Raw genomic sequence first — 471 nt, 5'->3', positions numbered from 1 at the left:
CTGTCTGCGGACTCTGGAAACGAGACGGCCGAATTGCTGAGACTGCTGATCGCCATACACAACTCATCAGCACTTCCTATCCCGTCTGCACCACTCGATGAGCCGTTCAATGCTTCCGTCGGCGCTGTCATCGTGAATGTGTTGTGGTTCTGTTCTCTTGTGATATCTTTGGGCTGTGCACTTCTGGCCACGCTTGTGCAACAGTGGGCTAGGGACTACAAGCGGGACATGAAGTCCGGAGAACAGCTAGACGAAGCTCTTCTGAGCCGCGCATTTAACCACATCTACATCCGTATGGGAGTTGACTTCTACGGGATGGACCAGGTCGTCTACCTGCTTGTTTCTTTGGTTCATGTTTCTGTCTTTCTGTTCGCTGGAGGGCTTTTGCTATTTCTTTTCCCTATAAACTCTATCGTCGCGTGGTGTACAGCGGCTGTCTTCGGCTTCCTTGGACTAACCTATCTTGTTGCG

1 protein-coding gene is annotated in these 471 nt (G+C 51.4%); it reads left to right on the top strand.

Annotated features, from left to right (window positions below; translation table 11 throughout):
* A partial coding sequence (locus BBH99_RS22460) for a DUF6535 domain-containing protein (RefSeq protein ID WP_165601940.1) occupies nt 1–471 on the top strand: 471 nt, incomplete at both ends.

Origin of the sequence: Chryseobacterium contaminans (assembly GCF_001684955.1) — a bacterium.
GTDB classification, from domain to species: Bacteria; Bacteroidota; Bacteroidia; order Flavobacteriales; family Weeksellaceae; genus Chryseobacterium; species Chryseobacterium contaminans.
This window is presented reverse-complemented; position numbering and strand designations above follow the sequence as displayed.